General features: G+C 76.0%; 5 protein-coding genes and 1 pseudogene. 5 read left to right on the top strand and 1 reads right to left on the bottom strand.

All coding sequences use genetic code 11. From position 1 onward, the window contains the following. Positions 1–129 precede the first annotated feature (129 nt). Positions 130–303, bottom strand: a complete 174-nt coding sequence (locus ACIBBA_RS00030; protein ID WP_396692305.1) for a hypothetical protein — start codon at positions 301–303, stop codon at positions 130–132. Positions 304–458: 155 nt separating this feature from the next. Here ACIBBA_RS00030 and ACIBBA_RS00025 point away from each other — a divergent pair. The 5 genes and pseudogenes from ACIBBA_RS00025 to ACIBBA_RS00005 form a co-directional block, all read left to right on the top strand. After that, positions 459–1289, top strand: a pseudogene (locus ACIBBA_RS00025) (TIGR00730 family Rossman fold protein); the annotation flags it as partial. Between the two features lie 200 nt (positions 1290–1489). Further along, entirely contained in the window at positions 1490–2035 is a 546-nt protein-coding gene (locus ACIBBA_RS00020; protein ID WP_396692303.1) for a TIGR00730 family Rossman fold protein, read from the top strand. Between the two features lie 94 nt (positions 2036–2129). Further along, entirely contained in the window at positions 2130–5588 is a 3459-nt protein-coding gene (locus tag ACIBBA_RS00015) for an ATP-dependent helicase (protein WP_396692301.1), read from the top strand. Between the two features lie 107 nt (positions 5589–5695). Further along, on the top strand, positions 5696–9220 hold the full coding sequence (locus tag ACIBBA_RS00010; protein WP_396692299.1) for an ATP-dependent helicase: 3525 nt from the start codon (positions 5696–5698) through the stop codon (positions 9218–9220). A gap of 203 nt (positions 9221–9423) precedes the next feature. Further along, on the top strand, positions 9424–9627 hold the full coding sequence (locus tag ACIBBA_RS00005) for a cold-shock protein (RefSeq protein ID WP_007464836.1): 204 nt from the start codon (positions 9424–9426) through the stop codon (positions 9625–9627). Positions 9628–9820 lie beyond the last annotated feature (193 nt).

Raw genomic sequence — 9820 nt, 5'->3', positions numbered from 1 at the left:
CCCCCCCCCCGCGGCCCCGCCCCCCCCGCCCCCCCCCCGCCCCCCCCCCCCGCCCCCCCCCCGGGGGGGGGCCCCGGGCCCCCAGGCCTCGTGGTCGAAGCTGCTGCCGGCGGAGCGCCGGCGGGGTGGTCAGACCGAGGCGGTGAAGGACGCGTCGGTGGACGGTCGGGCGTCGGTGGGGTCGCCGGACGGCTCGGCGCCGGCCGGCTCGATCTGGCGGGCGCGGCGGCGCTCGGCCACCACGTCGCGGATCCGCCGCTGCATCTGCCGCCGGATCCGGATCATCTCGCTGTTGCTGATCACGCTGGCTCCTCCCCCGAAGGCGCGCGCCGGGGCATACCCGGTATGTGAATAGTAAGACGTACGGGCGAGCCAATTAGTTGCCCAAGATCGCGAACTATTTCTCCGCGTTCTCGCCCCGCGCACCCGGCCGGTGCCGCTCCACTACGGTGGCTTGCATGAGTCAGAGCAACGGGCCGGAGGCGGGCCGGACCCCGGAACGGGAACGACACCGGGGCGCGGTCACCCTGCGTCGCCAGGCGATCCCGGGCAGTACCGCCGATCAGCGGCTGCTCGACTCGCGGGGGCGCGGCGACTGGAAGACCAAGGACGCCTGGCGCGCGCTGCGCATCCTCTCCGAGTTCGTCGAGGGCTTCGACACCCTCGCCGACCTGCCCCCGGCCGTCAGCGTCTTCGGCTCGGCCCGCAGCGGGCCGGAGAGCGCCGAGTGCCGGCTGGCCGAGGAGCTGGGCGGCGCCCTGGCCCGGGCCGGCTACGCCGTGATCACCGGCGGCGGCCCGGGCGTGATGGAGGCGGCCAACCGGGGTGCCAGCGAGGCCGGTGGGCTCTCCGTCGGGCTGGGCATCGAACTCCCCTTCGAGCAGGGCATCAACGAATGGGTCGATCTCGCCATCGACTTCCGCTACTTCTTCGCCCGCAAGACCATGTTCGTCAAGTACGCCCAGGCCTTCGTCGTGCTGCCCGGTGGGTTCGGCACCATGGACGAGCTGTTCGAGGCGCTCACCCTGGTGCAGACCGGCAAGGTCACCCGGTTCCCGGTGGTGCTGATGGGAGTGGACTACTGGCGCGGACTGCTCGACTGGCTCCGGGACACCATGGCCGTCGGCGGCAAGATCGGGCCCGTCGATCTTGAGCTGATCTGCCTCACCGACGACGTCAACGCCGCGGTCCGGCACATCGTGGAGGCCGAGGCCGCGCTCTCCGCCGAACAGGAGGCGGTCCGCGAGGAGGCGGTGGCCCGTACCGGCGCCGACCAGCGGGCGGCCGCCGCGCAGCACGCCGCCGCCGACCAACGGGCCGCCGCCGTGGACCGGGGCGAGGCCGGGGCGGACCGGCCGGACGTCGCCGCGGACCGGGGCGAGGCCGGGGTGGCGCCCGGTCCGGTCGGTTCGGCCGGCACCGCGCCGAACGGAACCGGTCCGGCCGGCGTCGCCGAGCGGATCGACGCCGACGAGGCGGGGGCGGGCTGATGGCGGCGATCTGCGTCTTCTGCGCCTCCTCCCGCACCCTCGACCGGCGCTGGCTGGAGCTGGCCGCCGACACCGGCGCGGAGATCGCCCGCCGCGGGCACACCGTGGTCAGCGGCGGCGGCTGTGTCGGGATGATGGGTGCCCTGGTCGACGGGGCACGGGCGGCCGGCGGTCCCACGGTCGGCGTGATCCCCCAGGCGCTGGTCGACCTGGAGGTCGCCGACCTGAAGTCGGACGAGTTGGTGATCACCGACTCGATGGCCAGCCGGAAGACGCTGATGATCGAGAAGTCGGACGCGTTCCTCACGCTGCCCGGCGGGCTCGGCACGCTGGACGAGATCTTCGAGGTCTGGACCACCGCCACGCTGGCCCTGCACGCCAAGCCGATGGTGCTCGTGGACGCCGACGGGTTCTACCAGCCGCTGCTCGACTGGCTGGCCGCGCTCGCCGACCAGCACTTCCTCAAGCCGGCCGGGCTGGACCTGCTCACCGTCGTGGACTCCGTACCCGCCGCCCTCGACGTCCTCGAAGCCCACCTGACCTGACCCGATCCGCCGACGGAGCGGTACCGGACGTGCGCGGGGACACCGGGCGGGGTGGCGGGCGGGCGGTGTCGTACCGGCGTGGTGGGATGAGCTGATGCAGGCGTACCGGTTGGTGCGTCGACCTGGAGAGTCGACCGAGGGGCTCGGTCGGCCCGCCGGGTCGACAGAGGAGACTCGTCCGGCCCAGCTGCGGGCCGACGCGGCGCAGGCCGAGGTGGTCGGGCACACCGACGGGCCGATGCTCGTCGTGGGCGGCCCGGGCACCGGCAAGACCAGCACGCTCGTCGAGGCGGTCGCGGCCCGGGTGGCCGAGGGGGTCGACCCCGAGTCGATCCTGGTGCTCACCTTCGGCCGCCGCGGCGCCACGGCGCTGCGCCACCGGATCGAGGCCCGGGTGGCCCGCGACGGCCACCGGGTGCTCCGCGAGCCGCTGGTGCGCACCTTCCCGGCGTACGCCTTCGGGCTGCTCCGCCGGGCGGCGGCCGAGCGGGGTGAGCCCTCGCCCCGGCTGCTCACCGGCCCCGAACAGGATCTGATCATCCGTGAGCTGCTCGACGTGGTCGGCGAGGAGCCCGAGGACGACCCGGTCGGCTGGCCGGAGGACCTGCGGCCGGCGCTGCGCACCCGGGCCTTCGCCGCCCAGCTGCGGGACCTGCTGATGCGCGCCGCCGAGCGGGGTGTCGGCCCGGTCGAGCTGGCTAGGCTCGGCGAGAAGCTCGGTCGGGCCGACTGGCCGGCCGCCGCGCGCTTCCTGCGGGAGTACGTCGCGGTGCTCGCACTGCGCGACGTCAGCAACCGGGGCTCGATCGCCTACGACCCGGCCGAGCTGGTGCGGGCCGCCACCGGGTTGCTCCGCGACGACGAGGAGCTGCTGACGGCCGAGCGGCGCCGGCTGGCCCACGTCTACGTCGACGAGCTGGCCGACACCGACCCGGCCCAGCTCGAGCTGCTGACGGTGGTGGCCGGCGGGGGCAAGTCGCTGGTCGCCTTCGCCGACCCGGATTCCTCCACGTACGCCTTCCGCGGCGCCGATCCGGCCGGGGTGACCACCTTCCCGCACCGGTTCCGGACGGCCTCCGGCGCGCCGGCGGCACGGGTGCTGCTGACCACCTCCTACCGGGCCGGCCCGGGCCTGCTGGCCGCGACCGGGCGGTTGGCCCGTCGGTTGCGCGGCCCGGCCGCGCACCGCCGGCTGCGGCCCCTGCCCGACGCGTTGGCCGGGGCGGTGGAGGTGCACACCTTCCGCTCGGCGACCAGCGAGGCGGCCTGGCTGGCCCACACGCTGCGCTCGGCGCACCTGCTCGACGGCGTCCCCTGGGCGCAGATGGCGGTGCTGCTCCGGTCGACCGCGCTCCAGTTGCCCACGCTGCGACGGGCGCTGCACGCGGCCGGGGTGCCGACGGTGGTGCACGGCGAGGACCTGCCGCTGCACCTGCAGCCAGCGGTCGCGCCGCTGCTGCTCCTGCTGCGCTGCGCGCTGGAGCCCGAGCGGCTCGACGAGGAGGCCGCCGTCGCGCTGCTGCACTCGCCGCTGGGCGGCGCCGATCCGCTGGCCGAGCGGCGGCTGCGTCAGGGCCTGCGCGCCCTCGCGCTGGCCGGCGGCGACCGGCGACCCTCCGGCGAGCTGATCGTCGAGGCGTTGCAGGACCCGGCCGAGCTGGCCGGCATCGACCGGCGATGGGCGGAGCCGGCGCAGGCCGTCGCCGGGCTGCTGGCCACCGCCCGGGAAGCGGCGGCCCGGCCCGGCGCCACCGCCGAGGACGTGCTCTGGGCGGTCTGGCGGGCCAGCGGGCTGGCCGAACGGTGGGCCGGCGCGATCAGCCGAGGCCGGCCGGCGGCCGGCGAGGGAGACGTCGCCCGGCGGCGTCGGGCCGAGGCGGCCGACCGGGACCTCGACGCCGTGATGGTGCTCTTCGACGCGGCGGCCCGGTTCACCGACCGGCTGCCCGGCGCGCGCACCGAGGTCTTCCTCGACCACGTGCTCGGGCAGGACCTGCCGGCCGACACCCTCGCGCCGACCGCCGACCGGGGCGACGCGGTCCGGCTGCTCACCGCCCACGCGGCGAAGGGCCTGGAGTGGGAGCTGGTCGCGGTCGCCGGGGTGCAGGAGGGCGTCTGGCCCGACCTGCGACTGCGCGGCAGCCTGCTCGGCTCGGAACGGCTGGTCGACGTGCTCGCCGGCCGGGCCGTCGGCGCCGGCGCGGCGGCCACCGTGGTCGGCCAGACCTCGGCGCTGCTCGACGAGGAGCGCCGGCTGTTCCACGTCGCGGTGAGCCGGGCCCGGCGGCGGCTGCTGGTCAGCGCGGTCGCCTCGGCCGCGGTCGGCGGTGACGACCACGAGGAGCAGCCGAGCCGGTTCCTGCACGAGCTCGGCCCCACCGAGCCGCCCGCCCCGCCCACCGTGCCGCCCGACGGCGATGATCCGACTCCGCCCGACGGCGATGATCCGGCTCCGCCGGGCCCGCGCTCCGGCCCCGACGACGGTGGGCCGGAGGACGAGGACCCGGACGAGGACGGCCCGGCGCGGCCCGGCGCGCTGCCGCTCACCCGAGCGCCCCGGGCGCTCACCCTGCCGGCGCTGGTGGCGGAGCTGCGTACCGCCGTGGTCGAGCCGGCGGCCCTGTACGCCCGGCGGCGCGCCGCGGCGGCCGAACTGGCCCGGCTGGCCGCCGCCGGGGTGCCGGGCGCGCATCCGGACGACTGGTGGGGGCTGCGCGGGCTCTCCGACGACCGCCCGCTGGTGGACGAGGGAGAACCGGTCCGGGTGACCCCGTCGGCGATGGAGAGCGCGCTGCGGTGCAGCCTGCGCTGGCTGCTGGAACGGCACGGCGGCAGCGCCCCGGCCAGCACCGCCCAGGGGGTGGGCAACCTCGTGCACGCCGCCGCGATGCTCGCCGAGGACGCCAGCGCCGACCGGGGGGCGCTGCTCGACTACGTGGCCGCGCGGTTCGACGCGATCGAGCTGGCCGCCCGCTGGATGGCCGGCCCGGAGCGGTCCCGCGCCGAGGCGATGGTCGACAAGTTGCTGCGCTGGCTGGCCAGCAACCCGCGGCGGCTGCTCGCCATCGAGCACGAGTTCGCGGTCCGGCTCGACGATCCGCACCGCCCGGTCGAGCTGACCGGTCGGGTGGACCGGCTGGAGGTCGACGCCGACGGCCGGCTGGTCGTGATCGACCTGAAGACCGGCAAATCCACCGCGGTCACCGGCAGCGACCTGGCCGAGCATCCGCAGCTGGGCGCCTACCAGGCGGCGGTCGAGGCGGGTGCGTTCGAGGAGTTCGGCGACGAGTCCGGCGGCGCCGCCCTGGTGCAGCTCGGCACGACGGCGAAGGACGCGAAGGAGCAGAGCCAGCCGCCGGCCGGGGAGGGGCCGGAGGCCGGCTGGGCGACCGCGCTCGTCCGGCGTACCGCCGATACGATGGCCGCCTCGACCTTCGCCGCGGTCGCCAACTCGAAGTGCCGGGTCTGCCCGGTACGGACCAGCTGCCCGGTCTCCGGGCAGGGACGCCAGGTCGTCGAGCCGCCGGCCGTGCGCCGCCCAGAACACCCGTAGGCGGACCCGTGAGCGCCTTGCGAGCCCCGCAGCCGCGAACCAACGCCAGCCCCGTGAGCGCGAGGAGTGAGCTTGCGAGCCCCGCAGCCGCGAACTGAGGTGTCGCCGTGACCCAGCCCGCCCTGTTCGGCGCCGCGGCACCGGCGCCCCGGCTGGCCGATGCCGGTCCCCGCTACACCCCGGTCGAGCTGGCCCGGTTGCTGCGGCTGCCGGCGCCCACCCGGGAGCAGGCCGCGATCATCGCCGCGCCGGTGGAGCCGCTGCTGGTGGTCGCGGGTGCCGGCTCGGGCAAGACCGAGACGATGGCTGCCCGGGTGGTCTGGCTGGTGGCCAACTCCTACGTCCGGCCCGAGCAGGTGCTCGGCCTCACCTTCACCCGCAAGGCGGCCGGCGAGCTGGCGCACCGGGTGCGCACCCGGCTGGACCAGCTGATCCGCCGGCTGGGGCGGCGCGGGCGGGATCCGCTGGACGCCCCGCTCGCCGGTGAGCCGACCATCGCCACCTACCACTCCTACGCCGGCCGGATCGTCACCGAGCACGGCCTGCGCGCCGGTTACGAGCCCTCCACCCGGCTGCTCACCGAGGCGTCCCGCTGGCAGTTGGTCGACCTGCTGGTCCGCAACTACGACGGTGACATGTCCGAGGTGGACCGGATGCCGAGCACGATCACCGACGCGGTGCTGGCGCTCGCCGGTGAGCTGGACGAGCATCTGGTCGCCCCGGACGAGCTGGCCGCCTGGACCGGCCGGTTCTTCGCCGAGGTGCAGGCCCACCCGGGGCGGATCTACGCCGACGTGCGCAAGGCGCTCGCTTTCCAGCAGACCCGGCTGCGCCTGCTGCCGCTGGTGCGGGCGTACGCCCGGCGCAAGGAGGACTTCGAGGCGATGGACTTCGCCGACCAGCTGGCCCGGGCCGCCCGGGTCGCCCGGGACCATCCGGGGGTCGGCGCGGTCGAGCGGGACCGCTACCGGGTGGTGCTGCTCGACGAGTACCAGGACACCAGCCACGCCCAGGTGGTGCTGCTCACCGCGCTCTTCGGCAACGGGCATCCGGTGACCGCTGTCGGCGATCCGTGTCAGTCCATCTACGGCTGGCGCGGCGCGTCGGCCGGCACCCTGGAGCGGTTCCCCACCGAGTTCACCGGCCCCGGCGGGACGCCGGCCCCCGCGCTCGGCCTCACCACCAGCTGGCGCAACCGGCCGGAGATCCTCCGGGTGGCGAACGCGCTGGCCACCCCGCTGCGCGCCGCCGGGGCGCAGGTGCCCGAGCTGCGCGCCGCGCTGAGCGTCCGGGAGCCGATCCCGCACCGCAGCGCCCGCGGCGCCACCGCCGGCACCGTGCACTGCGCGCTGCTGGAGACGTACGCGGACGAGGCGGCCTGGATCGCGGAGAGCGTGCTGGCCGCCTGGCGGGGCGCAGCCCGGCTGCCCGGCGCGCTGCCGGAGCACATCCCGGTGGCGCAGCGGCCGACGACCGCGGTGCTGGTCCGGGTACGCAGCCAGATCCCGGCGATCGAGTCGGCGTTGCGCGAACGTGGCCTGCCCGTCGAGGTGGTCGGTCTGGGTGGCCTGCTGGACACCCCGGAGGTGCGGGACGTGGTCTGCACGCTGCGGGTGCTGGCCGATCCGACCGACGGCGCGGCGCTGCTGCGGCTGCTCACCGGTGCCCGCTGGCGGATCGGGCCGCGCGACCTGGTGGCGCTGCACCGCCGGGCCCGGGCGATCGCCGTCGGGCGGCGGCAGCTCGCCGGCGACGGCACGCCGGAGATCACCCCTGATCTGTTGGACGAGGCGACGCTGGTGGAGGCGCTGGCCGACCTCGGCCCGGCGCAGGCGTACTCGGCGGAGGGCTATCTCCGGCTGCGCGCGTACGGCCGGGAGCTGGCCCTGCTGCGCTACCGGCTGGACCAGTCGCTGCCGGATCTGATCGCGGACATCGAGCGGACCATCGGGCTGGACGTGGAGGTGGCGGTCCGGGCCGGCCGTGACGGCGCCGGTGACGCCGGCCTGGCCCGCGGCCACCTGGACGCGCTGGGCGACGTGGCCGCCCGGTTCACCGGCGAGACGCCGGGGGCCACGCTCTCGGCGTTCCTGGCCTTCCTCGCCGCCGCCGAGGACGAGGAGCGCGGCCTCACCCCGGGCGAGGTCGAGGTGGTCGAGGGCGCGGTGCAGGTGCTCACCGCCCACGCGGCGAAGGGGCTGGAGTGGGACGTGGTGGCGGTCGCCGGGCAGAGCCGCGGCGTGTGGCCCGGCCCGGTGCGCAACTCCGACCACTGGCTGGGCGGGCTGGGGGTGCTCCCGTTCCCGCTGCGCGGGGATGCCGACGGGCTGCCCCGGCTGGAGCTGGCCGAGGCGGAGGACCAGCGCGGGGTGGCCCGGGCGCTGGCCGACTTCACCGACGAATGGCGGGCGCACGACGAGCGGGAGGAGCGCCGGCTGGCGTACGTCGCGGTGACCCGGCCGCGCCGGCTGCTGCTCTGCTCCGGGTACTGGTGGGGGGAGGGGACCAAGCGCCCGCGCGGCCCGTCGGTCTTCCTGCGTGAGGTGTACGACGCCTGCCTGGACGGCGGGCCGGGGCACCTGGTCGACGCCTGGGCGCCGGAGCCGGCGCCGGACGCGGTCAACCCGACCACCGAGGTGGTGCTCCGGGCGGAGTGGCCGGCCGATCCGCTCGGCGTGCGCCGCCCGGCGCTGACCGAGGCCGCCGCGCTGGTCCGCCGGTTCCTGGCCGACGGGACCGACTCGGGCAGGGCCGGTCCGGAGCCGGCCGACGGGCCGGCGGAGACCGGGTCGGCGGCGGCCCGGCCGGAGCAGGTCGGACCGGAGCAGGCCCGGCCGGAGCAGGTCGGGCCGGAGCAGGTCGGGTCCGAGCGGGTCGGACCGGACCAGGTCGGGCCGGATCCGGTGGCGGACGATCCGGAGGTGGCGCGTTGGCGGCAGGAGGCGGACCTGCTGTTGGCCGAGCGGGCCGAGCTGACCCGGGCGTCCGGCGCGATCGAGGTGGGGCTTCCCGGGCACCTGACCGTCACCCAGCTGGTGGCGCTGCGACGCGACCCGGCCGCGCTGGCGCGAACGCTGCGCCGCCCGATGCCCAGCGAGCCCAACCCGTACGCCCGGCGGGGCACCGCCTTCCACACCTGGCTGGAGCAGCGGTTCGGTGCCGACCGGCTGCTCGACCTGGACGAGTTGCCCGGCGCGGCGGACGCGGACGCCGCCCCGGACGAGGCGCTCGCGGAGCTCCAGGAGCGCTTCCTGGCCAGCGAGTGGGCCGAGCGGGTGCCGGTGGAGGTGGAGGTGCCGTTCGCCACGGTGATCGCGGGCGTGGTGGTCCGGGGCCGGATGGACGCCGTCTTCGCCCGCCCGGGTGGACGTTTCGACGTGGTGGACTGGAAGACCGGCGGCCAGCCCAGCGGCGCGGCGGCCGAGGTGGCGGCGGTGCAGTTGGCGGTCTACCGGCTGGCCTGGGCGGAGCTGGCCGGGGTGCCGGTCGATCGGGTGGGTGCGGCCTTCCACTACGTCCGGGACGGGGTCACCGTGCGTCCGGCGGACCTGCTCGACGTGGCCGGGCTCACCGCGATGATCGCCGCCGTGCCGGAAGTTGGGGAAAAGGATGCCGATCGCGTCCAGCCGTGATAGGTTGTCCGGGTTGCAGTTTTGGTTACCAGAGACTCTGTGTGCGCCTGGCGGATTGTGGCCCCAGGCGCTCTTTGTTGTGTCCGGAGTTCTCCGGGCGGGGCGACCAGAAGCGACAGGCGGTCCACGCAGTTCCGCGTGGAGCGCTCCTCTCGGGCCCGCAACAGGTGCGGGTTCGACGTTCCGTCAAGGAGACGAAACACATGGCAATTGGCACCGTCAAGTGGTTCAACGCTGACAAGGGCTTCGGCTTCATCACCCCGGACGGCGGCGGCGCCGACGTCTTCGCCCACTTCTCGGCGATCCAGTCCTCCGGCTACCGGAGCCTGGACGAGAACCAGCGGGTCGAGTTCGAGGTGACCCAGGGCCAGAAGGGCCCGCAGGCGGAGAACATCCGCCCGCTCTGATCGTCGGCACCACTGCACCATCCACCGCGCCCGTCCGGGCCTGGTGACGGTGGTCGGGCCCCCCCGGGGGGCGGGGGGGCGGGCCCCCCCCCCCCCGCGGGGGGTGGGTTTTTACAACCCCCCCCACGCGGGGCCCGGGGGCGCGGCCCGCCGCGCCCTACACCACAACTGCCGCCCCCACGCATCCTCCCCA

It is taken from the genome of Micromonospora sp. NPDC051006, from assembly GCF_044456245.1.
Taxonomy (GTDB): domain Bacteria; phylum Actinomycetota; class Actinomycetes; order Mycobacteriales; family Micromonosporaceae; genus Micromonospora.
The sequence above is the reverse complement of the archived record's forward strand: the minus strand, read 5'-3'. Positions and strand labels throughout refer to the sequence as shown.